Below are 26511 nucleotides of genomic sequence, written 5' to 3' on the forward strand. Positions count from 1 at the left end.
ATGAAATTATCCTTGATTATTTGTACCTATATGCGTCCCCAATCGTTGCAGCAATTGTTGCAATCTGTTCAGTTGCAAACGGTGTTTCCTCATGAAATATTAATTATCGATGGATCTGTTAACCAGGAAACGGAACGGATGATTGCTCAAAAGAACATGGCGAATCTTCGTTATTTTTTAGTTTCAGAAGCCTTTCGTGGGTTGACTAAACAAAGAAATTTTGGATTAGATCAAGTGGCTTCCACTAGTGATATTGTTGCTTTTTTAGATGATGATACTGAATTGTCTCCCACTTATTTTGAGGAATTGATCAATGCCTTTGTAAATGATCCAAGAGTCTCGGGTGTTGGAGGTATTGCGGTGAATGAGAATGGTTGGAGTTTAACTGTCCCTGATAAAAAATATGATGCGTATCGTTATTTTCAGTTTGAGGGATTTGTTTATAAAGAGGGACAGCGCAATGTAGTGCGTAATTATTTAGGACTGCATTCCAATGTTGGTCCTGGAAGAATGCCGGAGTATTCCCATGGTAAAACTTGTGGTTTTCCTTTGACAGGTCGAATTTATGAAGTGGATTTGTTGATTGGTATGTCCTTCTCCTTTCGAAAAAGAGTGTTTGATTCCCTTCGATTTTCCACTTATTTTGAAGGGTATGGCTTGTATGAAGATGCGGACTTCAGTATCCGTGCTTTACAGTTTGGCAAAAATGTCATCAATACAAAGGTGCAGTTGAAACACTATCATCATCCATCCGGAAGACCCAATCCCTATAAATATGGAAGGATGGTGGTTCGAAACGGATGGTATGTGTGGCGAACGAAAAACCCTAGACCAACATTTAAACATCAATTAAAATGGCATGCTATTACTTTGCTGTTGACCGGTATTAGGTTTAGTAATACGTTAACCGGGAGTAGTAAAAAAGAAGCTTTTACGGAGGCAGTAGGTAGGATAGTTGGTTGGTGGAGTTTATGGTTCAATAGACCAAAGTGATTTTTTTTATTAAAATGTATATCGTAAATGTTCTGTTTTTAAAGGGTGAAAGGTGAAATTATGAAAACAATACAATTATTGAATATCCCTAATTTTTATACTTCCTACTATTTGTTGGGATTAGACCAAATCTATGGTGTCAAGTTCAAAATGGACGCTAATTTTAAAAGGTTCAACAATAAGCCGATACTTGTTTTTAAAATCAACGGTGCGATTGCCATTATTGACAATGATGATCCTTCTGTGATAAATCAAGAATTATATGAAATGGCAAGTGTTTACTTTGTGACTAATAAGCTTATTGATCATGAATCATATGAGCAGCCCAAGGTTAAACCCCTTTATCCTCATTATCCCGTTAATATAGCATTGCTTTATTGTCGTATTTTTGGATGGAATTTGTTTCGCTATTTAAAATTTAAAGATGTCTTTCAACAAGTTTATATTCTTTTGAGAAGGCCATCATATCAACAATTTAAAAGAAGTTTTAAAAAAGATAATTTCATATTCTTCTCCTCTAATATTTGGAAAAAAGAACCAGTAACCAATCAAATTCGTGCAGCGTTTATTCGTTTTTGTAAGGCAGATAAAAGAATAGTTTTTAAAGGTGGATTTATACCTCGCTCAGATGGAAATAATTATGGATTTGATACTGAACTTAATAATGAAAAATATTCTCCTAAATTATTTTCAAAGTTTAGTGCTAAATCTAAAATTGTTTTAAATAACCCTGCAGTTTGTGGTGCTGTTAGTTGGAGATTGGCGGAATATTTAAATCAGGGTCTGTTTATATTGTCTTTTCCTTTTAAAATTGAATTTCCTCAAAATTTCAAACAAGATACAGAAATGCATTTTATTGATCAAACCATGGAATATAAAGCCGTCTTCGATAAAGTAATAGATAATCCAGCCTACCATGAAGCATTAGCTACAAACGGTAAAAATTATTTTGACACCTTTTGCACTCCTCAAGCACAAGCAAAATACGTGGTTGAATCAGTATTAATTAACAGGAATGATGTAGCTGCTGTTTTAAAAAAATAATAGTCAAAATGAAGTTTGTCCTATTCACCCATGTTCCCCATTCAAAAGCGGATAATCTGTATTTTGCTTACGCACCCTATGTTCTTGAAATGAATATATGGGGTAAACAAGTTAATGAAATGCTCATTGTAGCTCCTTTTTTTTCAGGTAAAGTAACTGCCATCGATATTCCTTATGAACATCAGAATCTACAATTTATCCCCGTTCCAAGTTTTGATTTATTATCGTTAAAAGCTGTTTTGAGCACTTTATTTAAACTTCCCGGTTTACTTTGGATTATTTTTATTGCTATGAAAAACGCCGATCACATTCATTTGCGTTGTCCCGGAAACATTGGGTTGCTGGGATGTTTTGTACAGATTTTATTTCCATCTACTCCCAAAACTGCTAAATATGCCGGGAATTGGGATCCTAAAGCGAAGCAACCGTGGACGTATCGACTCCAGAAATGGATATTGAGTAATTCCTTTTTGACACGAAATATGCAGGTTTTAGTGTATGGAGCATGGGAGGGAAGTTCGCTGAATATCAAACCTTTTTTTACCGCTACGTATTCGGAAAATGAAAAAAAGGCACTAACACCAAAAGTGGTTGAAGACCTAATTGATTTTGTCTTCGTGGGTACTTTAGTCAAAGGAAAACAGCCATTGTATGCCATTCAGTTGATTGAAAGATTGCATCAGAAAGGATATGCCGTACGTTTGCGTCTGTATGGTGAAGGAGTAGAACGGGAAGTTTTGGAGGAATATGTCGCAGTGCATCAGCTTGAATCCATTATTACTTTAGAAGGTAATCAATCCAAAGTTACCGTGCAGAAAGCCTATCAAGACAGTCATTTTGTGGTATTGCCCTCCGATAGTGAAGGGTGGCCAAAAGTGATTGCCGAGGGGATGTTTTGGGGTTGTGTTCCTATTGCTACTTCAGTTTCGTGTGTCCCTTTTATGCTGGATTATGGGAGTAGAGGGGTTTTGCTGGAAATGAATTTAGAGGATGATAGTCGGCAAATAGAGGCGGTATTACAGAATCAAGCGGATTTTGACAGTAAACGAAATAAGGCTGCGGACTGGTCGAGGAGTTATACGCTAGAGGTTTTTGAGCAGGCGATTTTTAAAAGTTTAAAGTTTAAAGTTTAATTGTTTAAGGTTTAAAGGTTGAAGGGTTAGAATTGCGCGCGATGGAAGTGGCAAAATATAAGACGCCTGATTAACGAAATAGTAAGTATGAAGAAAGAAACAAGAGGCAAGAAGAAAAATGCAACATGACAATCATAAAATAAGGATCATTCAAATTATCGATTCACTGGAGGCAGGAGGTGCAGAGCGGATGGCGGTCAGTTATGCCAATGCATTAGCTGAAACCATTGAGTTTTCCGGATTGGTGGTTACCCGTAAGGAAGGACCTTTGAAAGTAGAGGTAAGCAACTCTGTTTCCTATTTGTTTTTGAATAAAAAAAGAGCGGTTGACTTTGCTGCGGTTTACAGGCTGAGAAAGTTTGTGAAAAGGCATCAGGTAACTGTTATTCATGCGCATAGTACCTCTTTTTTTATATCTTTTTTATTAAAGTTAAGTTGTTCGAATTTAAACTTAGTTTGGCACGATCATTATGGTGACAGTGAGTTTTTAGCCAATAGGCCAATAGGTGCTTTACAAATGGCGGCTCCCTTTTTTAGTGGGATTATAGCTGTGAATCAAATATTGAAAGATTGGGCGGAGCAAAAATTAAATTTTAAGAATACCATTTACTTGCCCAATTTTCCATCGGAAGAAAATAACAGTACAGCAGCGACTATTTTGAAGGGAATTCTCGGAAAGCGGATTGTATGTTTGGCTAATTTGAGGCTACAAAAAGATCATTTTTTATTATTGGATGTCGCTTGTAAATTAAAATTATGCCATCCCGAATGGACCTTTCACTTGGTTGGGAAAGATTTTGAAGATGATTATTCCCAAAAAATTAAGGATTTAATTGTAGCATATGATTTGGAAAAAAATGTGTTTCTTTACGGCACCAAAAATGATATACCCTTTATACTACGGCAATCGACTATTGGTATTCTCACCTCACAATCAGAGGGGCTTCCCGTGGCACTTTTGGAATATGGATGGTATCAAAAACCGGTCGTGGTCACTGCAGTAGGAGAAATTCCTTTTTTAGTTGAACACGGTAAAAACGGTTTTCTTATCGCGGCAAAACAGGAGTCTTTATTTTATGAAGCTTTGGTGACACTAATCGAAAATGAATTGCTGCAATTGGAGTTTGGTCAATCCCTTTATCGTACGGTAAGGGAGCATCATTCAGAAACAGCGGTTATCACACAGTATTTAAATTGGTTGCAAAATAGTTACAAATGAAAAACGAGGATCAATCCTATCTTTATTTAATTCTTTTCCATGTGGTCTTGGGTGCAATGGGCTTTTTACTGCCTTTTACAGCAAAGATTTATGGATACTCCATTTTTATTTTCGGGGTTTATTACATCATCAAAAAACAAAATAGAAATAACGAAGCATTAATTGCCGCGGCATACGTAGTAGGGAGTGAAGTTTTTTTGAGAATGACCGGCGGAAATCCACTTTATGAGATTTCTAAGTACGGCGTCATGGTCTTTATTTTGATTGGAATGTATTATAGCGGTTTCTCTAAAGGAGCAGTGCCGTATTGGATCTTTTTATTGTTACTCGTTCCTAGTGTTGTGATCAGCGCCTTTGTGTTGAATTTTGATACGGATATTCGGAAAGCAATCGCCTTTAATATCTCAGGCCCCCTTTGTCTCGGATTAGCTTCCCTTTACACGTTTCGGCGCAAAATTGCCTTAGAAGAGATAAATAGGATATTGCTCAGTATGGGATTACCTATTATTACGTGTATGGTCTATTTAACTTTTTATACGCCCAATGTTCAGGAGGTGATTACGGGTACAGAATCTAATTTTCAAACTTCCGGCGGTTATGGTCCCAATCAGGTGGCAACCGTTTTAGGTTTAGGGATGTTTATCTTTTTCTCACGAGTAATTTTGGATTCTAAGACAAAATTCCAAATTATCCTTAATCTGATTATTGCATTAAATATCACCTACCGAGGGATGTTGACCTTTTCCAGAGGTGGAATGATAACGGGATTCCTAATGATCGTTTTGTTGCTGGTGTTCCTATATTTTAAATCTAATTTTGGAGGAAGGGTAAAATTGAATTATATCATTGTGCTCCTAGTATTTGCACTTTTTACCACTTGGACCTACACTTCATTTCAAACCGGAGGTCTGATCAATAAAAGATACTCCAATCAAGATGCTGCCGGAAGAGTCAAACAAAGCCAGTTTACTGGTAGGGAAGACGTAGCCCAAAATGAGATCAATACCTTCTTGAAGAATCCTATTTTTGGTGTTGGGGTCGGCAAAGGTGCCGAAGTTCGAGAGGATGAAACTGGGATCAAAGTTTTATCGCATGATGAAATAACGAGGATGCTGGCGGAACACGGTTCATTAGGAATAGTAGCGTTACTGATTTTATTTTTTACGCCCTTGGTGTTGTATTTAGAAAACAAATTCAACATGTTTCTCGTGTGTTTTGTGGCCTTTTGGTTTTTAACGATCAATCACGCCGCCATGCGTACCGCAGCTCCCGCTTTCGTTTACTCGCTATCATTACTAAATGTGCAGTTGGGATTTCCGAGGAAAAAGCGTGTGGGAGAAGAGGAAAGAATATAGAGAAGAGAATAAAGAGGGAAGAATAAAGAGGGGAGAATAAAGAGAAGGGAATAAAGAGAAGGAAATAAAGAGAAGAGATTAAAGAGGTAAGAAATAATTACCGTAAATTTTCGTTTTACTCTAGCCCTAAGGGAACCGAAAATTAGTACGATTGTTGATTGTTTTCGTTTTAGCTGAATCTTCCTGCATGGTAAAATTCAGAATGTTCTTAAATTAGGATATCGTAGTGTTTTCTTTTTCCTTCCCTTTAGGGACGGGGAAGGAAAAAGAAAAGAAGGTAAGGTGTCTTCCTTTTTACTGTTTTATGTATAAGATTTTATTGGGAAGCGCAGCTATTAGAAAAATCACTTCATTAAAAATGAATTTTGTTGAAAAAGATGTGCTACTATAAATTTTCTTCGGGACAAAAACATTAAATTGCAACCATATTAGTAAAGACCTGCCATGTTTTCAGTTGACAAAATGCATTTTGAAATATCAGAGCGAAAGATGATCCTTCGACTTTTTGATGTTCTGTTCGTTTTGACGGCTTTATATGTTACTGGAAATTTATTTGCGTTTGACTATTTTGCGATTTCTGCCACTAATTATTACTGGACTATCGTTTTGGCGATCTACATTAATATATTTGGTACTATTTTCGAAATGTACAATCTTCAAGTGGCCAGCAACCAGTTTCAAGTATTAAAAAGTACCCTTATTACTGTTTCTACAACCGTTTTAGTATATTTATTAACACCGTTTTTTTCGCCACAGTTGCCTTCCAACCGTCTTCAAATCTTATTGTTTTTTCTCGTCATCTTTTTTGCTGTATTTACGTGGCGCATGCTGTATGTTACCTTTTTGGCATCGCATCGATTTTTCCAAAAAGCTATATTAATTTGTGATCAGGAACAAGTGCAGGAGTTAATTTTAGGCTTGGAAAATATCGATCCCCATTACAAGATAATTGGCTTTGTTAATACCGATGCCAGCGAAGAAGATATCGAAGCATATCATTATGTACAACACATCAAACGAGAGGATTTGTTTTCTTTTGTAAAAGAAAATGGGATTTCTGAAATTGTGATTGCCTCACAAAAAACAGAGGGAATTACACCTGATTTATACCAACAATTATTGCATTTGCTAGAGTCGGGGAATATCATTCGGGAATATACCCAAGTGTATGAGAGCATGACCCAGCGCATCCCCGTACAATGCATGTCTCGGGATTTTTATCGTTTTTTTCCATTTAGCCGAAGCAATCAAAATAAATTATACTTGCTTACTGCGCGCCTTTTTGAGATTACCGTTTCAATGACAGGTCTGGTGGTAGGCCTGTTCCTCTTTCCGCTTATTTTGCTGGGCAATGCCTTAGGAAATAGAGGGGGTTTATTTTATACACAGCAACGAGTTGGTAAAGATGGAGTTGTTTTTGAAATCTTGAAATTTCGTACGATGGTGAAAAATGCCGAAAGAAACGGAGCTGTTTTTACCGTTACTAATGATTCCCGAGTAACTGTTTTTGGACGGTTTTTACGTAAAACCCGAATAGATGAGTTTCCTCAATTCATTAATATATTGAAAGGAGATATGGCCGTCATAGGACCGCGTCCTGAACGTCCCTTTTTTGTAAAAGAAATTGCTGAAATAATGCCTTTTTATGAAACGCGGCACATTATTAAACCAGGACTTACTGGTTGGGCACAAGTCAATTATTCGTATGGAGAAACAATCAACGATAGTCTGATTAAACTACAATACGACCTGTATTATATCAAGCACCGTAGTATTTATTTGGATTTAAATATTGCTTTTAAAACCATAACCACGGTTTTGTTTTATAGGGGACAGTAAGAATTGCAACGCCATAAAGTGATTCTTTTTGCCTCAGGGTTATCTTGATTTAACGCATAAATTAAATGGATCGGGTAAAGTGTACAATCTGAAACAATTTCTAGCAGAGGTCGTTCGGGGAAAATAGCAAAACAGTATGGACCAGTCTCCCATAGCGTTTATAACTAGGTACTTAAAGTGGCTCTCGCTTCACTTACAATGAAAAATGCTTGCAGTTTATAGCATTCAAAATCATTGCTAATCGGTAAATCAGATACAAATTGTACTGATGGATCGGAATCCAACTTCTTAAAATTGTAGTCTATTCTCTCAATCTATACACTTTCAGACCACCCTTAGTTTAGCTTAAAAGGAACTTATTACTGTTTAAAAAGCAGCCTCACTTTAGCACAAGGCTAATCATCCGAATGTGTTCTTAAATTATAATGGGAATGCGTTTTTTATTTAGAATCGCCAGTCTGACTAAAAGTATACCGCTTGTAACGACCAATGGTAAAACCAAAATCAGATGAGCTTTATTAATGATCAAAAAGAAATAGACTACTAACGATAGCAAATTAAACAAAGCTAATCGATATATACCTTTTTTATTTTTTGTCCAATAAAAATAAAGAAGGCCTAATAGAGTAGGATTAAACAATAAGATATTGTAGTTGTAACCTAATTCGAGATGGGAAGAATAGAACCCTACAAAAGTAAAGAAACCCCCTATTACCGCTATAAAGCTGAGGTAGAACAAGGTGACGCTTTTCTTTTTTATAAAAATAATAAACAAAAGTAGTACGATGTAAGTATAAGGATTGTTCCACCAAGAAAAGGGAGGCTCATTGTTATATTCAATAATTGTTTTACTTTCTTGGGCCAACGGATGGCTCTCAAAAGAAGCTTTTTTTAGGCTTTTTTGCAGTTCAAAAGGCAAGAATAGCTGCGTTCCCAATTGATCTACTTTTTTGCCAAAGATGATACTGGTTCCTAATTTTTCATAAAAATGTCCGTAAAAATACGGATACAATATGGTTCTGTACGTAATGTCAGTATCTGCATTTTTTACAATAGCTGCAGTTCCAAGTGTTTTATTGATGATGTCAACGACCATCGAAGTACAGTTTTTGTCAATAAACTTGTAGGTATAGTGACTCTCTCCCGAAGCTAAAGAGGTATTTAAATTGTCAAACAGCTTTTGTTTTAATGGAGTCGCAATGTTGAGTTCCTGTTCATAAACGGATCTTTGTTCATGCTGATACTGATTGATGAAATCAGGATAGGAATGCGCTACAGCAAAATATTGCAAGTCTCCTTTTATGAATTTCATCACAAAATTAGGGGTATTAAAATCAAACGCGCCATAATTATAAACCACATCAACGGAACTGATTGTATCCTGAACTCGAATTGCAGTATGTCCAAAAAGAGAGTATGATTCGTTGCCGGTTCCACAAGTAATGACACTGACTTTTGCGTTTTTTGACAATTGGATGTTTTGTCCGAAACTATAATTTATAATGAAAAAAAGGAGTACTAGTGTTGTAATTTTTTTTAATAAAGAAGCGTTCATTCGTAGATAGTTAAAAGGGTAAAAGTCGGTGGTTATTATTATGAAATCAAAATGGCCACTATTCTACCGGTGTGTTTTTTTATGCAAAGATACTCAAAGAAAGAAAATTCACAGACAAAGTTTTCAAGTTATACAGTAAACCGATGGTATCGCAAAAGTTTTAAATCAAGGGACTGTAAATAAGCAGTTGGACCTATTTAATGTCATACTATAAAATGAGTGAAATAATATTTAACATAGGAGTCATAAAAGCATTAAACCTTAAATGACCTTATTGTTGTTTAAGGTATATAAGCCTAACAAATGAAACTTAAATGACTTATATGGTAAAAAAAATGCACCATTATTTTATTCTTATTGCTTAGGAGAAGATTTAGCATCGGTTTTTACTTCCAAAGGTGTTTATAAATTAGTTTCTAAACATTCCTAAATCAACTTTTATGGAAAAAATATTAGAGTACAAGGCTGCACTTTGATTGCCTAAATCGGTCAAAGCATAATCTATTTGGATGCCTTTGTATTTAAAACCCAAACCAATATTGGGTTGGAAACCTACCTTTTGAGTGCTGTCTAATTGCTGTATGTTTTGGAAATTTCCAACGCCCGCTCGAACGAAAACCAAATCAGTATATCCAAATTCCAATCCCAAAGCAGGATCGATACTAATAAAATCATTAGCAATAAGATCATTAGTTCTAGTAAAACGCATATTCATATTGGCTGCAGCCAAAATACTATAATCGTACCGAATGATGAATTTCTTAGCGATTCCTAATTGCGCTTTTGGAGCCGTAATCTCCGTGCTTTCTGGTAATTCCTGATTTTCTCCGGGAATGGCATTCGCAATTTTCCCATATTCGTCTTCATCTATATTCCAAACATTATACGTTGTTGTGATATCGCGAAGCATCAAACCAAATTGCCAATTGTTTTTTTCGAATTGTAGTCCAAAATCAAAACCAAATCCCCAAGAATTAGCGAAGTTTCCAATAATCCGCCGAATCACTTTGGCATTGACGCCATATTGAAATCCAGGAACAGGCAGCTTTCGCGCATAAGAAAAAGTAAATCCATAATCAGCCGTTGAAAACAGACTAATGCGATTATAATCGATATTGCCTTGACTGTCTATTAATTCGGTGGTATTTAAAATATCATCTACCCCAAACCGAATTAACGAAATTCCCCATGCACTGCGATCATCAATTGGGCTGGCATAAGCCAAATAATCATATTGGGCAATGTTAGCAAAATAATTAGCGTGCATTACGGCTACCTGATGGTCTTCCATGTGGATGAGGCCAGCGGGATTCCAATAGCCAGAATTGACATCTTTTGTAGCCGCCACAACGGTATTGGACATAGCCAATGCAGCGGCATCAACGCCGATATTCATAAACTCATTTGAGTATTTCCTGACGGCTTGACTGTACGTTACGGCACTGACCAAAAGTAGCGCTAGGAGTAAGCTTTTTTTCAAGGGTATCATTTTACAAATGGAGAGGCTGTTTAATTTTTATCAAAAATATAATTTTTTACTGAGGTTATTTATTCCTTTTATCAAATAAATCGACAATGGATTAACAATCATCAAATAAAGGGGTTGAAAACACTTTTTATAAGTGCATACTCCTTTTGGTAACTGGATTTATAATTCTTAAAACCGTAAGCCGTTTCATTTCAAAATCAAGAATCACGATGGGGTGAAGCATGTATAAAACTTTTTAAAATCTCAATTTCCAGGCGACTAGGATTTAAAATAAGTAGGTTTGCACTGTAAAACCAAGGTATTTCACTTACTTTTTATCTTTTTTGAAAAAGACTTTTTTTGTTTTTTTATTCCTTTTAAAGGGTTGTGTCGTGCGTTCGGGTTAAAATCTCCAGTAAAAAACGTTCTTTTGCGCTACTTATTATATTAAATTTGCAACTTTGGTTCCTTAAACTACTTTATGATGAATATTAAAAAGCATATCCCGAATACAATTACTTTGCTTAATCTTTTTTGTGGCTGTATCGCCTTGGTGTTTGCTTTTAACGAAGAATTTGAGATGGCTTTTTATTTCGTTTGTCTGGGTATATTTTTGGACTTTTTTGATGGCTTTTTTGCTCGGTTATTCCACGTTTCTAGTCCGTTAGGATTGCAGTTGGATTCTTTAGCTGACATGGTAACCAGTGGCGTGGTTCCAGGTTTGGTGATGTTCGAAATGATGGTCAGTAACGCAACAACTGCGCCCGAAAGTCAGTTGCAGTTTTTTCCTTATTTGGGATTTATAATTGCATTGGGCTCTTGCTACCGTCTCGCTAATTTTAATATTGATACTCGTCAAACAGATTCTTTTATTGGCTTGCCTACTCCGGCTAATGCGCTTTTTATTTTAAGCCTGCCTTTAGTTTTAAAATATACCGACTCCCTAATTATAGTGGAGCTTTTGACGAATCCATGGTTTTTGTTGGTACTTACCCTTTTAAGTGCTTACATGTTGAATGCTGAAATCCCCTTGTTTTCTTTGAAAATCAAGAAATTTAGTTTCAAAGAAAATGCGCTTCAATTTGCCTTTTTAATGGTGTCTCTTTTATTGTTAGTTTTCTTTCAATACTTAGGAATTCCTTTATTAATTCTTTTTTATGTTTGTTTGTCCGTGTTAAATAACAAAGTACTCAAAAAGTAGTTTTTTAAATGAGAAAACAAACAGTCCGAAGAAAAACTTCAGTGGTTCGCAAGCCCAAAAAGAAAGCAACCATTTTCTCTGGGAAGCTTTTACGCTATTCGATTGTTGTTTTTCTGATTGCTTTGCTAATCGGTATTGGTTATCATTATCGAAATGGTTTAGCCTACTATTTAGGGTTTAAATCAGACAAGACGATCAGAGCGGAGCGTGCTGCTAAACACATTTCTGATGTCCGCAATTTTCAGGTTCTTGAAAAACATGAGGGTAAAGGTATTGGGATAGATGTATCAGAGTATCAAGGAAAAATAAGCTGGTCTTATGTAGATACTATAGAAAAAAAGTATCCATTACATTTTGTGTTTATTCGTGCTACGGTAGGTAAAGACCGCAAAGACCGTCAGTTTGATACGAACTGGCTTGGCGCCAAAGAAAATAAAATGATTCGGGGTGCCTATCATTATTACCGTCCCAACGAGAATTCATTGGAACAAGCCGAACTCTTCATAACTACTGTTCGTCTTCAAAAAGGGGATTTGCCACCTGTTTTAGATATTGAAAAATTACCTAAAAACCAATCGATTGCTAATCTGAAATTAGGACTGAAACGCTGGTTGAAAGCCGTGGAAGCACACTACGGTGTAAAGCCTATTATTTACACGGGAGAGCGCTATTATGATGATTTTTTAAAAGAAGAATTCAGCAATTACCTTTTTTGGATTGCCAATTATAATTTTTACCGAGAAGAAATTGGTGAAGATTGGTTGTTTTGGCAATTCACGGAGAAAGCATCAATTCCTGGGATCAAAGGTAATGTTGATGTCAATATTTATAATGGTGATGTACAGCAATTGCAGTTTATTACTTTGGAATAGTACTCTAATCTACCTTTTGAGCAATAAGAATTAAACAATGCCGCATTTTTTTTACCATATAAGTCACATAAGTTTTATTTGTGTTAGGCTTATATAACTTAGGCAATAATGATGTCATTTAAGGTTTAATGCATATGTGCCTTATTTGTTAAATATATTTTTACTCATTTTATAGTACGACATTACATAGCCAACTACTTATTCGAAATAAAAAAGACTATCATTGCAAAAAAAGCCAAAGAAGCTAAAAAACTCAAAATTGATTTTGGATTTGCAAAGTTGTTGGTAAAACTCATTTCCTCTTCTTTCTTAAGTGGGAAAATGCGTGAATCTTCTTTTTTATAATAGAAAATTCCCAAAACCCAATTGTTGGGATTATTTTTCCATCGGTGTGAGGTTTTTTTTGAAGGTTCTTGGTGTTGACATCTTGCTATATTATTTGGATACTAAAAATTAAGATCCAAACAGTCAAGACTACTAAATTAAAATTCCAATTTCTTCTTTCTCAACTCGAAATTTTGGCCTAGATAAACGCGACGCACCATTTCGTCCTCTACTAATTCTTCAGGAATCCCTGCTTTTAAGATTCCACCTTCAAACATTAGGTAGGTTTTGTCGGTGATAGCCAAAGTTTCCTGTACGTTGTGATCGGTAATTAGAATACCGATATTTTTATTTTTCAGCTGTGCTACAATTCTCTGTATATCTTCTACGGCAACAGGATCGACACCTGCGAAAGGTTCATCCAGCAATATGAATTTTGGATCAGTGGCTAGACACCGGGCAATTTCAGTTCGGCGGCGTTCTCCTCCAGACAATAAATCTCCACGGTTAGTCCGAATGTGTTCCAAGCTAAACTCATCAATCAAGCTTTCCATTTTTGCTTCTTGTTCCGCCTTGGAAAGTTTGGTCAATTGCAAAACGCTCAATATATTGTCTTCAATACTCAACTTTCTGAAAACAGAGGCTTCTTGTGCCAAATATCCAATTCCCTGTTGCGCTCTTTTGTACATAGGATAATCTGTGATGTTCAAGTCATCCAGAAAAATATTGCCTGAATTTGGTTTTACCAATCCCACAATCATATAAAAAGAAGTTGTTTTTCCGGCACCATTTGGACCTAAAAGTCCTACAATTTCACCTTGATTCACCTCTACCGAAATGCCTTTCACAACACTGCGTCCTTTATAGGTTTTGATCAGATTTTCGGCTCTTAATTTCATGTTCTTTGGTTTAATCGTTTAACAATTCAATCGGTTATTTGTCAAATAAACAAATAACCGACTAAACTATTTAGTTTCTTAACAAATTATTTGGTTGCGTTTTCTTCCAATGCTTCCCAAAATTCATACGCTCTTCGCAAATGAGGTACCACAATAGTTCCGCCAACAAGTGTTGCAATTCCCATAGCTTCCATCATTTCCTCTTTGGTAACGCCTTCTTTATGGCTGGTTTCCAAATGGTATTTTACACAGTCATCGCATCTTAAAACTGCCGATGCGACTAATCCTAGCAACTCTTTAGTTTTTACATCTAGTGCGCCAGCAGCGTATGCATTGGTATCCAAATTAAAAATTCGTTTTACAATTTTATTGTTGTCTGCTAGTAATTTTTCGTTCATTTTAGAACGATATTCATTGAATTCTTCGATTATATCAGCCATTTATTTTTTTTTGGTTTTTTACTACTATTTTTGAAATTAAGATACTTGCTTCATAGATTAATAACATCGGAATTGTTACAATAATTTGACTTACAACATCCGGAGGAGTTACAATTGCAGCAACTATCAGAATGATAATTACGGCATATTTCCAATATTTCCTCAAGAAAACGGGTGTTACCAGCCCAAGTTTAGTCAAGAAATAGATGATTATAGGTAATTCGAAAAACAACCCACAAGCGATAACACTTGTTTTTACGAGTCCAATGTAAGAATCGATACTAAACTGGTTCTTCACAACATCACTGATGGTGAATGTTGCAAAAAAGTTGACCGACATAGGTACAATTACATAGTACCCAAATAAGACGCCGAGAAAGAAAAGTAACGAAGACGAAAAAATGAAAAGTTTCGCATGTTTTTTCTCTGAATCGTACAATGCAGGGCTTATGAATTTCCAAACTTCCCAAAGTATAAACGGAAATCCAAGAATGAATCCAGCGGTTATACAGGTCCAAATCAAAACGTTGATTTGCCCTTCCATATTGGTGTTTTGAATAATAAAAGGCATATCTGTCACGCAAATGCTCTCAGCAAAACCCAATTGATTTGAAAGGTCGCAAAAAAAGCGGTAGGTAATAAAATTAGCATTTGTGGGCCCAAAAATGACCACATCAAAAATGTAATCACTCACAAAAAAAGTGAATGTAGCCAAAATTAATATTGCAGCTGTACTTCGAACCAATAACCATCTTAATTCTTCAAGATGATCTAAAAACGACATTTCGTTTAAGTTTTTTTTTGCCATTATACTATTCCTTCTTTTAATATATCGTGTAAATGCAGTATGCCTTTGTAGTGCGTATCATCAACAACTACTAATTGGGTAATGGAAAAATCTTCCATTATATTTAATGCTTCTACTACCATTGTATTGGAGGAAGTCATTTTTGGGTTTTTGGTCATAATATCTCGAGCTGTCAAATCAGCAAAAGTATCGCTCTCGTTTAGCATTCTTCGAATGTCACCATCAGTAATAATACCAATTACTATGTCATTTTCGACTACGGCAGTTACGCCAAGACGTTTTTCCGAAATTTCAAAAATCACTTTTTTTATGGAGGCTTCCGGAGCAACCATAGGTTTTAGGCTGTGCTCCAACATGTCTTTTACACGAAGCAATAATTTTTTGCCTAATGCACCACCGGGATGATACACCGCAAAATCTTCCGGTTTAAAATCTCGCATTTCCATTAGGCATACCGCAATAGCATCACCCATGACTAATTGTGCCGTAGTGCTATTGGTGGGCGCTAGGTTGTTCGGGCAAGATTCCGCATCGATAGTTGTATTTAAAATATAGTCGGAACCTTTAGCCAAAAAAGAGGTCATGTTGCCTGTTATTGCTATCAGCGTGTTTCCAAAACGTTTTAAAAGCGGAACCAAGACTTTTATTTCTGGACTGTTGCCGCTTTTTGAAATACAAATAATAACATCCTCGCTTAGAATCATGCCTAAATCTCCGTGAATGGCCTCAGAAGCATGCAGAAAAAGAGAGGGCGTCCCAGTAGAATTGAAGGAAGCGACCATTTTTTGAGCGATGATAGCGCTTTTTCCTATTCCTGTTACAACTAATCTCCCCTTTGAATTATAGATTTTTTGCGTGGCTTCAATGAAGTTATTGTCAAGTAAATCAATTAGTTTAGCTATAGATTGGCTTTCCGATAAGATAGTTTTTTTGGCACTGGCCAATATATTTTCTTTGGTGATCAAAACAGAATAATTAAAATTTGTATGTGTTAAAGAAATTTGTACCTTTAGGTATCGCAAATTTATACAAATTACCACATAATAAAGAATGAATCCAAACGAAATTGACATACACAAAGAATTAAAAAAGTATTTTGGCTTTAGCCAATTTAAAGGATTGCAGGAACAAGTCATAAAAAGTATACTGAATCAACAGAATACATTTGTGATTATGCCTACAGGAGGAGGAAAATCACTTTGTTATCAATTGCCTGCTTTAATTCAGGAAGGAACGGCTATAGTTGTTTCCCCCCTAATTGCTTTGATGAAAAATCAGGTGGATGCCATTAGGAGTTTGTCCTCTGAAAACGGAGTTGCTCATGTTTTAAACTCTTCCCTTACTAAAACTGAAATTACACAAGTAAAAAAAGACATCACGTCTGGATTAACCAAGTTGCTTTATGTAGCTCCTGAGTCTTTGACTAAAGAGGAGTATGTTAATTTTCTTAAAAATGTTACTATTTCTTTCGTGGCAATTGATGAAGCCCATTGTATTTCAGAGTGGGGACATGATTTTAGACCAGAATATCGAAATTTAAAACACATTATCAAGCAATTGGGTGATGTGGCCATTATCGGGTTGACCGCTACGGCCACACCAAAAGTGCAAGAAGATATTCTGAAAAACTTAGATATGACTGATGCGACAACTTTTAAAGCCTCTTTCAATCGACCCAATTTATATTACGAAGTACGCACAAAAACAAAAAATATTGAATCGGATATTATTCGATTTATAAAACAACACAAAGGAAAATCAGGAATTATTTATTGCCTAAGCCGTAAAAAAGTAGAAGCTATTGCCGAAGTTTTGCAGGTAAACGGAATTAGTGCCGTGCCGTATCATGCGGGATTAGATGCTAAAACCAGAGCCAGACACCAAGATATGTTTTTGATGGAAGATGTAGATGTGGTGGTGGCAACTATCGCTTTTGGGATGGGAATTGATAAACCCGATGTGCGTTTTGTCATTCATCATGACATTCCAAAATCATTGGAAAGTTATTACCAAGAAACGGGTCGTGCCGGTCGCGATGGTGGCGAAGGACATTGTTTAGCCTATTACTCCTATAAAGATGTGGAAAAATTAGAAAAATTCATGTCCGGTAAACCAGTTGCTGAGCAGGAAATTGGATTTGCTTTATTGCAGGAGGTAGTGGCTTATGCCGAGACTTCGATGTCCAGAAGAAAGTTTTTGTTGCATTATTTCGGTGAAGAATTTGATGACGTTACGGGTGAAGGAGCCGACATGGATGACAATGTTCGCAATCCAAAAGCGAAAGTCGAGGCCAAAGCACAAGTTGTAAAACTGTTAGAAGTGGTGCGGGATACCAAACATTTATACAAATCTAAAGAGGTTGTTTTCACTTTAATTGGTCGCGTAAATGCAGTGATTAAAGCACATAGAACAGATGCGCAATCCTTTTTTGGCTGTGGTGTAGGTCATGATGAAAAATATTGGATGGCCTTACTTCGGCAAGTTTTAGTCGCAGGGTTTTTATCTAAAGATATTGAGACCTATGGCATTGTAAAAATCACAAATAAAGGATTGGATTTTATTAAAGAGCCACAATCTTTTATGATGTCCGAAGATCATGAATACAATGAATCAGTAGACGAAGCGATAGTCACGGCTTCAAAATCAACTGCAGTTGCCGATGAAGTTCTTATGGGAATGTTGCGTGATTTGCGAAAAAAAGTAGCTAAGAAAGTAGGTGTTCCTCCATTTGTGGTTTTTCAAGATCCTTCACTGGAAGATATGGCACTGAAATATCCTATTTCCCAAGAAGAACTGATTAATATTCATGGAGTTGGAGAAGGAAAAGCTAAAAAATACGGAAAGGAATTTTTAGAATTAATTAGTCGGTATGTTAGCGAAAATGACATTACCCGTCCAGAAGATTTAGTTGTGAAATCGACCGGAGTTAATTCTGTAAATAAACTTTATATCATTCAAAACATTGACAGAAAATTGTCTTTGGATGATATCGCTTCTGCCAAAGGAATCAACATGGATGCTTTGATCAAAGAAATGGAGCAAATTGTTTATTCTGGAACCAAACTGAATATCAAATACTGGATTGATGATATGTTGGACGATGATCAGCAGGAAGAAATTCATGATTATTTTATGGAATCGGAATCTGACAATATTGAATCTGCTTTAAAAGAATTTGATGGAGATTATGATCTCGACGAGTTGCGTCTGATGCGTATTAAATTCATCAGCGAGGTGGCTAATTAAGATAGTTTTATGAAGTTTTTAAAAGTGTTTTTTGCTTTTATTTTTTTAGTGTCATTTAAATCATTTGCAACCAGTCAGGTTTCAGATTATTTAATTATCAAAGAAGATACTTTAGCCATACAATCAAATCCGTTAGAAGGTTATTTTAAAGACCATCCAATTCCAGGAAAATTCATAACTAGTATTTCCAGTGCCAATTGGAGAGGTTATATCGCTTATTTTAAATTTTTAGATGGAAAACTTGTTGTTGAAAATATTTACAGAGAAATTTATAAAGAAAACAGCAACGGCAAGGCTGATTATTTATTAACCTCTATTTATGAAGATGTTTTTGGAACGAACTCTAATTTCGAATGCAATTATTATTCGGGTTTATTAATATGTCCCTCAGGTAAAATATTACAATATGTTCCTATGGGTTACAGTTCTATTTATGAAAGCTACAACCTTATGGAAATAAAAAATGGAGTCAATCTTAAATCCAAAAAATTCAATGCAGAAGAGTTTCACAAATTTAAAAGAGATTATTTTAAATATTTTAAGCGTACCGAAGAATATAAAAGAAAGGCTAAAGATTTTAAAGAGACGATTCAGTCAGATCTTTCTAACGGCTTATATCTTTCGGAAAATCCAGGTATAGGAAGAAAAAACGAATCGCTGAAGGCAAAAGAAGCAGAGTTTAAAGCGGATAAGCAAGTCGATTCTTTTATGTTTGCTTTTTTAAATGATTATATGAAAACAATAGAAATCCCAACGAATTAATTTATGAAAAAATTACCTCTATTTTTTAGAACAGTTGCTTTGGCAGTATTTTCACTTTTAGTTTTTAGTTTTACAATAGATAAAAAAGAGCAAGACGATAAGTTGATCGGTATTTGGAAAGGTTTTGAAAAAGATCGACAGATAGAAGGAGTTGAGAAGCATTGGATACAGCAAAGATTTGGAGATGGTACTTATGTGATAATGTTTACCACAAAAGAAGACTGTGAAGTCGAGACATTTACTGAAAAAGGGAAATGGTGGACTGAAGATGGTAAATTTTACGAATCGTCAGAAAGCACTAAAGATATTGATATTTATAATTATGAAGTTAAAAATGATGAAGTCGTTGATTTTAATAGTATAAGGCTATCTGGGGAAAACAACGAGACCTATATATTTAGTGATTATAAACTTGATTTAAAGTGAATCAAGTTTGAAATATGCTACTTAATTCCACTAATTCCCAATATTTTGGAGATTTTATTTTAGTTTTTTAAGATATTGGGATTTCAAAGTTTTACTCAGTATATATTTCTCCTCTATGCGGCTTCAAAGCATCGCGTACCTGAATCATGTTTTCATCGGTTACCACCATAAAAGCAATGGCTTGCATTTCGCCTTGGATTTCAAAACCGGTAATGTTTAAAGCAAGTTTTTCAATTGCGATGTATTCCTTCAAATGAATTTCGTGATGTTCTGCCGTTTTTGCGGAAGCTGGTCCACGAAAATCCCAAATCAATTTTATTTTTCTAGACATTTTTTCTATGATTAATCGGTTAGCGGTTTAACTGTTGCGAAGAGGCAAAGTTACAAAGTCTAACTCGAAAAGAGGTCAATTTTAAAAAATTGAGAACGGATTATTCTTTCAGTAAGAAGAAGTCAGTTCAAAATACTACTTTTGTATCAGAATTATGTATGACACTTTTAAACGTCTGATAATCTAAAAATCGAACAATCCAAGACAATGCCTCAAGAACTTTTATTACAGGTTACTCCAGAAATAGCTACAAACGAATTGTTGCTGAAAGACTATTTGTCGAAACAAATCAAAGTTTCGGTAGCCGAGATCCAGCATATTTCAATTTTAAAACGCTCCATTGATGCGCGGCAGAAAGCGATTAAAATCAATTTAAAAGTTACAATATATTTAGGAGGAGAGCCTTTTCAGGAAACCAAAATCCAACTACCTGATTACAAAAATGTGGCAAGCGCACAAGAAGTAATCGTAATAGGGGCAGGGCCAGCAGGTCTTTTTGCTGCATTGCAGTTGATAGAGTTGGGATTGAAACCCATAGTGATTGAACGCGGAAAAGAGGTTCGTGGCCGTCGTCGTGATTTGAAAGCCATTAATGTCGATCATCTTGTGAATGAAGATTCTAATTATTGTTTTGGTGAAGGGGGTGCAGGAACCTATTCTGATGGGAAATTGTACACGCGGTCTAAAAAGCGTGGTGATGTTACTCGAATTCTCGAATTATTTGTCGCTTTTGGAGCTTCAGAAGATATAATGATCGAAGCACATCCTCATATTGGGACTAACAAATTACCGCAAATCATTCAGGATATCAGAGAGAAAATTATCGAATGTGGTGGACAAGTTTCGTTTGAAACTCGATTGACTGATATTTTAATAAAAAATAATGAAGTTGAGGGAATCGTTACTCAAAAAGGAGATACGATTCTTGCCAGTAAAATAATTTTAGCAACGGGTCATTCTGCCCGTGATATCTTTGAATTATTGGATAGAAAGAAAGTTTTTATAGAAGCTAAGCCTTTTGCCTTGGGCGTTAGAGCGGAGCACCCACAATCTTTGATTGATAGCATTCAGTACAGTTGCGATTATCGTGGTGAACATTTACCTCCAGCACCTTATTCTATTGTGAAGCAGGTCAATGGTCGCGGAATGTACTCGTTTTGTATGTGTCCTGGTGGCGTTATAGCGCCTTGCGCTACGAGTCCTGGTGAAGTAGTGACGAACGGTTGGTCACCATCAAAGCGGGATCAGGCTACCGCCAATTCTGGAATTGTAATTGAATTGAAACTAGAAGATTTTAAGCCGTTTGCTAAATTTGGAGCTTTGGCCGGAATGGAATTCCAAAAAAGTATCGAGCAGCGCGCTTGGCATTTAGCTGGAGAAACTCAAAAAGTGCCAGCACAGCGGATGATTGATTTTACTCAAAACAAAGTATCATTGGATATTCCTAAAACCTCTTATGTTCCAGGAACTACTTCGGTAGAAATGGGGCAGGTTTTTCCTGGTTATTTAAGTCAGATTTTACGAGAAGGGTTTACCGAATTTGGGAAATCCATGCGAGGTTATTTAACTAACGAAGCTATTCTTCATGCTCCTGAATCCAGAACCTCTTCACCTGTGCGTATTCCAAGAGATCCCTTGACTTACGAACATGTTCAAATAAAAGGATTGTATCCATGTGGAGAAGGAGCAGGTTATGCGGGCGGAATTATATCTGCTGCCATAGATGGAGAAAAATGCGCTTTGATGATTGGTGCGATCTTGAATAAATAAAAAAACTCTAATTTTTTTAAATCTTTTTAACCATTTTTTATTGTTTTTACAATTACATAAAGAGCTGTGCTCCTAAAGCATTCCTGCTCTTTATTTTATTAAAATGGTAGTACCTGCGATTTTTGTTATTTATTTTAGAAAAGAAGTTACTTTACACCTAATCTATTAGTAGTCCATTTCTCAAAAGGGGATTGTGTTTTTTATTGTCGTAAACTTTCGCGGTAATCTCACTCAAGTGCGAAAAGATCTCGTTTCATTATTTACCATTTTTATTGATTTTAATGTTTTCCTAATTATTGTTTTAAGTTTTCTTTATTTATAGTTAATATAATCTAGAACTTTAGCTTGAAAAAAACAATCATCTTGTGAATTTTTTTTTACTTTTAACACAATATTTAAAAATATTTTAAAAAAACTATAAAAATCATAAATATGTTTCAAAAATTTAAAAAATCTGAAATTTTAATTTTACTACTTGTGGTAGCGCTAATTTTTACTTCCGAATATTTTTATATTGTATTAAAAGATCCTCAACGAGCTATTTTTATTGGTTTATGGCCTCCAACAATTTTAGGTTTTTTAATATTTTTAAATCTTAAACTCAAAAAATAAAATGGAAAATATAGAATTAATTATCCTGACAATAGTGGTGATTTTATGCTTTGTTACTTTCTTTATTTCTACTTTTAACGAATTTGAAAAAGTGGAAAAAAAAAATTTAACAAGTGAAAATAGTAGGGGTATACTATCTAGATTCCTCGCTTATCTAGAAAGTTTAGTAGCGGATTAGTTTGTTTGTAGTTGAAGAGTAGACGTTTATTTTTTAACTGCAACGGCAATTTTGGAATCGGCTGTTCCATAATACAAAAACCATTTCTTTTTAAAATAAACCAAGCCTTCAACGAAGCATACTTCATTTACCTCGCCTGTTTTTTCATACGGTTTGTCTGGATGAATAAAGTAATCGTCCATTCGGTCAATTAACTTATAAGGATGTTCTTTGTCAAAAAGGGCTTGGCTTGCGGCATAAGTGAATTTAGGCAAATTCGAATCATTATAATTAGCCGCATTGCTGCCATTATAAATTAGTACAATACCTTCTTTCTGTACCAAAGCAAAAGGGCCTGGTTCTACTAAACGGCTGTCAAAATACCCCATGCGTGGATGTAAAACGGTAATCATTTTTTTGTTTTCATCATTTTCGGCTACGTTCCAATGAATGAGATCTACGGAAGTTGCCACATACAAATCAGTATCTCCAAAATACATCCAATATTTGCCTTGTATTTTTGTAGCGATTATCTTGTCGCCGGATAATTTACAAACGATAGCACCAGATTTAGACCACATATCTTTGTATTTCTCTTCCTTTAGAACTAAACCATGTTTGGTCCAAGTGAGTAAATCTTTTGAGCTGGCTAAACAAAGTCGGGCCGTTTTACCATCGTAAGAAGTGTAGGTCATGATGAATGTGCCATTCTCACTTTCTATAATTCTTGGATCCTCAACACCACCTTTCCACTCGTACTGTTTCATAGTATCGTTGTCTGGGTAGAATATAGGCGCTGGTTGTTTTTTAAAATGAAGTCCGTCATCGCTTATGGCTAGTCCCAGTCTTGATGTCATGTCTTTGTCTTGTGCTCTATAAATGAGATATACCTTTCCGTCTTTTACAATTGCAGAGGGATTCAGTACATTTCGTTCTTCCCAGTGTACTTGTTTGTTGCTTATTGGTGATTGAAAAACTTGATGAAATTCAGGTTCCAAAATAGGGTTGAGGCTGTCTACTTTTACAAAGTGAAGCATCGCCCAATCCTTTGTTTTACTTTCGGAGTGGTATTCGGAGGTACTGCCGCAACCGATTAAAATAAATAAGAATAGTAGTGTAAAAATTTGTTTCATAATGTTTGTCAAGTTAAATAAGGAGGCACCGCCTGATTCCCGCAGTTGTTATTGTTTTGTAGTCTCCAATAGTTATAAAAGAGTGTGATAGGGTAAAGTCCCATTTATTTTATTGAATAACAAGTCGCTTTTTAAAAGTATTAGTTTTTTGATTGCTACTAGTTGTTTTGTTTCCCTTGAAATTGTCTTTTTGGATTTAATAGCTTTTTTTAAAAGAGCAATAACTACTATGCAATCATGCCATTCTCCAAGCATGTCAGATAGCGTTATCTTTTCAGGAACTTGTTTGCTTTGTTGATTTAAATCAAAGATTTTTGTGTTGTATTGATGTACTTTTATTCTTTTCCGAAAGGCATGAATTTGTTGCTTTTTAAAAGCATTCTTACTAATTATTTTTTTTTTCTCCTTTGTGATTTTGTTCAAATATCGATTCGCTTTCTTTGCCCTTGTTTTTTTAAGGAAACGAATGATAATTGGATACTTTTGCTGTAGCTTTTTGATGAAGCGCTTGTTGGTAATTGAAAAAAAATCTTTCCGTTCTTTCGCCTCACGTTTCTTTAAGCGACAAGAATAGCTTTGGATTAAATGAAAATTGGGTTGCTGCTCAAGAATAGCTTGATCGACTTGAATTTCTCTAACAATCCCTGCTTTTTTAAAAATAATTTTAAATAGTGCAAAGTTTTTTTTAAGTTTAAATGTCTTTGAGCAAAAGGCAACCATTTCATATAATGCCTTAATTTTCTTAAGTTCGACCCGTAGTTCATGGAAAGTTTCGACAGTATAAAACCCAGGTGCTGTCTCCAATATGCGGTTTACAGCACTTTTACGGTTATTAAAATAAGTTTCAAGCACTTTCATTTTTTGGAACTTGAGTTGCTAATTTGACGAATTCGTGAGCCTATCCTTAGAATTTCTCTAAGGAAAATTGAGCTGAAAATAGTGAAGTAAATTTACTAAAAAACCACATAATAAAATGGTTATGTCTTTTAAAATCAAATTATTATTGTAATTAAAAATAGAATATGAATAGATTCGAAAAAGAGTAAATTTCTTTGCAGTTGCTGTGCTAATTTATTTATTATTGCTACTACATTTGGGTCTTTATTGAAGTAATCGCAGTCGTATTTTGAACTTTTTTAATTTTGGTCAGGCAATGGTAATCCTCCTGATTTTGGACAAGCGGCGAACACTTTTATAGCCTAAAGAAGACGTACTACTTTTTACTAAAGAAGGTAAATCAATTACTTGCAGTAACAAAATTTGACCTAGTGAGTCCAATTCCCAATGGGTATTAGTTGCTTTTAATACTATTCATTTCCATATAGTCGACTGTTAAGTCAGACAAGGCCTTCATTCCTAGTACAAAACCACTTTCATCGATATAGAAGTCAGGCGTATGATGAGGAGCAGTTTCTGAAATAGGCTTGCCTTTAGGAGCGCCACCTAGAAAAAAGTACAGACCGGGAATCTTCTCCTGAAAATAAGAAAAATCTTCTGCTCCAGTTACAGCAGGTGTAATAGAAACATTCGCTTTACCAGCAGTTCCTTCTAGTGTGGGAACCATTTTTTCTGTCAATAAAGGATCATTGTAAGTAATAAGAGTTTGGTTAGTTATATTTATATCAGCTGTAGTTCCGGCACTTTCAGCAATTGAATTTACAACTTGTTTTAGTCGGGAGTGCAACAGGTCCTGCACTGTACGGTCTAACGAACGAATGGTACCGGTCATAATTAGTTCCTCTGGAATGACATTACTTCTTACTCCGGCGTTGATTTGGCCCACACTAATAACTGCGGCAGACTCAGTTATGTTAACATTTCGGCTCACAATCGTTTGGATTCCCATTACAATTTGAGCTGCAGTAACTATTGGATCAACACCCAGCCATGGATAAGCGCCGTGAGTTTGTTTGCCTTTTATTTTAATCGTGAACCAATCTGACGCTGCCATGGTTCCCATCGGACGATATTTTATTTTCCCCACTTCTGTTTGGGCATTGATGTGTAGGCCAAAAATAACATCAACTTTAGGATTTTCTAAAACGCCCTCTTTTACCATCAATTTTGCTCCTCCTTCTTCTCCCTCAGGCGGACCTTCCTCAGCGGGTTGAAAAATAAATTTAACAGTCCCTTTTAAGTCGCTTTTTATAGAAGCTAAAATTTCGGCAGTTCCCATCAAAATAGCGATATGGGTGTCATGTCCACAAGCATGCATCACTGGCACTACTTTTTGATTGTATTCTCCTTCCGCTTTTGAAGCAAATGGGATAGCTACTCGCTCCTTTATTGGTAAGGCGTCTATATCTGCTCTTAGGGCAACAACCGGTCCAGGTTTTCCTCCTTTTAAAATGCCTACAATTCCAGTTTTAGCGACTCCGGTTTGTACTTCGATACCTAAAGCGCGCAAATGTGTCGCTATTTTTTCTGCGGTTTTAAATTCTCTATTCCCTAATTCTGGATTTTGGTGAAAGTCCCTACGCCATGCGATAACTTTGGATTCTAGAGACTCTGCTTTCGTGCTAATCTTAGTTTTTAGGGCGGAATTTTGTGCTGAAGTTGATCAGGCAAAAGAAAATAGAACTGCAGTAATGAATAATTTTTTCATAAATGGTATAGTAAAAGCTGATAGTCTTAAAAATGCATTTTCAATTGGATTTTTTGGAAAAAACCTAAATATTGTTAAAAACAAATATATAAATTCATTGTTGTCCGATAAAAAAGAAGCCAAATTAATGGCTTCTTAAAATAATCGTAATTTAGAGTTGCAAAATTCAAATAACGATGGGTAAAAATAAGTATTTTTCGACTAAGTCTGTTTTCGGACAGCTGATTTCTTTAATAGATGATTCAATGGTTCAGAAAGCTGTTGAGAAATATGATTCAGACAGATATGTGAAAAGTTTTAAAAGTCAAGATCATTTATT

The 26511-nt window shown here is 35.5% G+C and carries 24 protein-coding genes; 14 read left to right on the forward strand and 10 right to left on the reverse strand.

Annotated features, from left to right (window positions below; translation table 11 throughout):
- The 6 genes from BLS90_RS09275 (at position 1) to BLS90_RS09300 (ending at position 7583) form a co-directional block, all read left to right on the forward strand.
- Positions 1-993, forward strand: a complete 993-nt coding sequence (locus BLS90_RS09275) for a glycosyltransferase family 2 protein (protein ID WP_091257376.1) — start codon at positions 1-3, stop codon at positions 991-993.
- Positions 994-1053: 60 nt separating this feature from the next.
- Positions 1054-2037 carry a hypothetical protein gene (locus BLS90_RS09280; RefSeq protein WP_091257377.1) on the forward strand — a complete coding sequence of 328 codons (984 nt, stop codon included), beginning with the start codon at positions 1054-1056 and terminating at the stop codon, positions 2035-2037.
- An 8-nt stretch (positions 2038-2045) separates the two neighbouring features.
- Positions 2046-3170: a glycosyltransferase gene (locus tag BLS90_RS09285; RefSeq protein WP_091257378.1), complete on the forward strand. Its 1125-nt coding sequence runs from the start codon at positions 2046-2048 to the stop codon at positions 3168-3170.
- A 118-nt stretch (positions 3171-3288) separates the two neighbouring features.
- Positions 3289-4389, forward strand: a complete 1101-nt coding sequence (locus BLS90_RS09290; protein WP_245705078.1) for a glycosyltransferase family 4 protein — start codon at positions 3289-3291, stop codon at positions 4387-4389.
- On the forward strand, positions 4386-5744 hold the full coding sequence (locus BLS90_RS09295) for an O-antigen ligase family protein (protein ID WP_091257379.1): 1359 nt from the start codon (positions 4386-4388) through the stop codon (positions 5742-5744). The genes BLS90_RS09290 and BLS90_RS09295 overlap by 4 nt, the downstream gene beginning before the upstream one ends.
- Positions 5745-6188: 444 nt before the next feature.
- A complete protein-coding gene (locus BLS90_RS09300) occupies positions 6189-7583 on the forward strand; it encodes an exopolysaccharide biosynthesis polyprenyl glycosylphosphotransferase (RefSeq protein ID WP_091257380.1) in 1395 nt (464 codons plus the stop codon).
- Between the two features lie 415 nt (positions 7584-7998).
- On the opposite strand, the gene BLS90_RS09305 is transcribed toward BLS90_RS09300, so the two are convergent.
- Positions 7999-9138 (reverse strand): lipoprotein N-acyltransferase Lnb domain-containing protein, encoded by a 1140-nt coding sequence (locus BLS90_RS09305; RefSeq protein ID WP_091257381.1) that lies wholly within the window; start codon positions 9136-9138, stop codon positions 7999-8001.
- Between the two features lie 409 nt (positions 9139-9547).
- Positions 9548-10618 (reverse strand): putative type IX sorting system protein PorV2, encoded by a 1071-nt coding sequence (locus BLS90_RS09310; protein WP_449404068.1) that lies wholly within the window; start codon positions 10616-10618, stop codon positions 9548-9550.
- Positions 10619-11090: 472 nt separating this feature from the next.
- On the opposite strand from BLS90_RS09310, the gene BLS90_RS09315 reads away from it, so the two are divergent.
- Positions 11091-11807, forward strand: a complete 717-nt coding sequence (locus BLS90_RS09315) for a CDP-alcohol phosphatidyltransferase family protein (protein WP_091257402.1) — start codon at positions 11091-11093, stop codon at positions 11805-11807.
- A gap of 8 nt (positions 11808-11815) precedes the next feature.
- Complete coding sequence (locus BLS90_RS09320) at positions 11816-12679, forward strand: glycoside hydrolase family 25 protein (RefSeq protein ID WP_091257382.1); 864 nt, start codon at positions 11816-11818, stop codon at positions 12677-12679.
- Between the two features lie 482 nt (positions 12680-13161).
- Here BLS90_RS09320 and lptB read toward each other — a convergent pair whose 3' ends face one another.
- The 4 genes from lptB to BLS90_RS09345 form a co-directional block, all read right to left on the reverse strand.
- A complete protein-coding gene (lptB, locus tag BLS90_RS09330; RefSeq protein ID WP_066082639.1) occupies positions 13162-13902 on the reverse strand; it encodes an LPS export ABC transporter ATP-binding protein in 741 nt (246 codons plus the stop codon).
- Between the two features lie 86 nt (positions 13903-13988).
- Positions 13989-14342, reverse strand: coding sequence for a carboxymuconolactone decarboxylase family protein (locus tag BLS90_RS09335; RefSeq protein ID WP_072990064.1), 354 nt, complete (start codon positions 14340-14342; stop codon positions 13989-13991).
- Positions 14335-15150 (reverse strand): twin-arginine translocase subunit TatC, encoded by an 816-nt coding sequence (gene tatC, locus BLS90_RS09340; protein WP_091257384.1) that lies wholly within the window; start codon positions 15148-15150, stop codon positions 14335-14337. Before tatC ends, BLS90_RS09335 begins: the two co-directional genes overlap by 8 nt.
- Complete coding sequence (locus BLS90_RS09345) at positions 15150-16115, reverse strand: KpsF/GutQ family sugar-phosphate isomerase (protein WP_175455459.1); 966 nt, start codon at positions 16113-16115, stop codon at positions 15150-15152. Before BLS90_RS09345 ends, tatC begins: the two co-directional genes overlap by 1 nt.
- Positions 16116-16200: 85 nt before the next feature.
- Between BLS90_RS09345 and recQ the strand changes: the two genes are divergently transcribed.
- Genes recQ through BLS90_RS09360 form a run of 3 tightly spaced genes read left to right on the forward strand, consistent with a single transcriptional unit; the run spans position 16201 to position 19584 of the window.
- Complete coding sequence (recQ, locus tag BLS90_RS09350; protein ID WP_091257385.1) at positions 16201-18396, forward strand: DNA helicase RecQ; 2196 nt, start codon at positions 16201-16203, stop codon at positions 18394-18396.
- 9 nt (positions 18397-18405) lie between these two features.
- Positions 18406-19158: a hypothetical protein gene (locus BLS90_RS09355; RefSeq protein WP_091257386.1), complete on the forward strand. Its 753-nt coding sequence runs from the start codon at positions 18406-18408 to the stop codon at positions 19156-19158.
- A 3-nt stretch (positions 19159-19161) separates the two neighbouring features.
- The gene (locus BLS90_RS09360) at positions 19162-19584 is read left to right on the forward strand and encodes a hypothetical protein (protein ID WP_091257387.1); all 423 of its coding nucleotides are present in this window, start codon (positions 19162-19164) and stop codon (positions 19582-19584) included.
- A 91-nt stretch (positions 19585-19675) separates the two neighbouring features.
- Here BLS90_RS09360 and BLS90_RS09365 read toward each other — a convergent pair whose 3' ends face one another.
- Positions 19676-19915 carry a hypothetical protein gene (locus BLS90_RS09365; protein WP_091257388.1) on the reverse strand — a complete coding sequence of 80 codons (240 nt, stop codon included), beginning with the start codon at positions 19913-19915 and terminating at the stop codon, positions 19676-19678.
- A 207-nt stretch (positions 19916-20122) separates the two neighbouring features.
- Here BLS90_RS09365 and BLS90_RS09370 point away from each other — a divergent pair, with 207 nt between their 5' ends.
- On the forward strand, positions 20123-21685 hold the full coding sequence (locus tag BLS90_RS09370) for an NAD(P)/FAD-dependent oxidoreductase (RefSeq protein WP_091257389.1): 1563 nt from the start codon (positions 20123-20125) through the stop codon (positions 21683-21685).
- 613 nt (positions 21686-22298) lie between these two features.
- Positions 22299-22475 carry a hypothetical protein gene (locus tag BLS90_RS16865; protein ID WP_175455460.1) on the forward strand — a complete coding sequence of 59 codons (177 nt, stop codon included), beginning with the start codon at positions 22299-22301 and terminating at the stop codon, positions 22473-22475.
- 26 nt (positions 22476-22501) lie between these two features.
- On the opposite strand, the gene BLS90_RS09380 is transcribed toward BLS90_RS16865, so the two are convergent.
- The 3 genes from BLS90_RS09380 to BLS90_RS09390 all read right to left on the reverse strand — a co-directional run bounded on the left by BLS90_RS09380 (position 22502) and on the right by BLS90_RS09390 (position 26111).
- The gene (locus tag BLS90_RS09380; protein WP_091257391.1) at positions 22502-23587 is read right to left on the reverse strand and encodes a glycoside hydrolase family 130 protein; all 1086 of its coding nucleotides are present in this window, start codon (positions 23585-23587) and stop codon (positions 22502-22504) included.
- Positions 23588-23659: 72 nt separating this feature from the next.
- Positions 23660-24445: a CHAD domain-containing protein gene (locus BLS90_RS09385; RefSeq protein ID WP_091257392.1), complete on the reverse strand. Its 786-nt coding sequence runs from the start codon at positions 24443-24445 to the stop codon at positions 23660-23662.
- 433 nt (positions 24446-24878) lie between these two features.
- On the reverse strand, positions 24879-26111 hold the full coding sequence (locus tag BLS90_RS09390) for an amidohydrolase (protein ID WP_175455461.1): 1233 nt from the start codon (positions 26109-26111) through the stop codon (positions 24879-24881).
- Positions 26112-26368: 257 nt separating this feature from the next.
- On the opposite strand from BLS90_RS09390, the gene BLS90_RS17235 reads away from it, so the two are divergent.
- Positions 26369-26511 (forward strand): DUF4372 domain-containing protein (locus BLS90_RS17235; protein WP_139171362.1); only part of this gene is annotated, 143 nt, incomplete at its 3' end.

It is taken from the genome of Flavobacterium omnivorum (assembly GCF_900099915.1).
GTDB classification, from domain to species: domain Bacteria; phylum Bacteroidota; class Bacteroidia; order Flavobacteriales; family Flavobacteriaceae; genus Flavobacterium; species Flavobacterium omnivorum.